The organism is Alkalibacterium sp. s-m-28, assembly GCF_054658175.1.
In genome coordinates this window covers 1-255 of record NZ_BAAGIQ010000402.1, presented here as the reverse complement: position 1 = coordinate 255, position 255 = coordinate 1, and the positions used below count along the sequence as shown (strand labels likewise).

Genomic DNA, 255 nt, shown 5'->3' with positions numbered 1-255 from the left:
TTGAACGCATGAATGACGAGTCCATTCCAATGAAATGGCTGACTGGCGACACATCCGTTACCTATAAAACAATCAATAATTTTCGTTCTAGTGAACATGCCAAGCGCCTGATCAAATATGCTTTCGTTCTGTTCACTTCACTACTCCAAGAGAATGGCCTGCTTCATGAGGAGGCTTTGTTTATTGACGGCACGAAACTTCAAGCTGATGCCAATATTTACTCCTTCACTTGGAAGAAGGCCATCGATCGTTATG

The 255-nt window shown here is 42.7% G+C and carries 1 protein-coding gene; it reads left to right on the top strand.

Annotated features, from left to right (window positions below; translation table 11 throughout):
- Positions 1-255 (top strand): transposase (locus ACYQ4S_RS12765; RefSeq protein ID WP_459771557.1); only part of this gene is annotated, 255 nt, incomplete at both ends.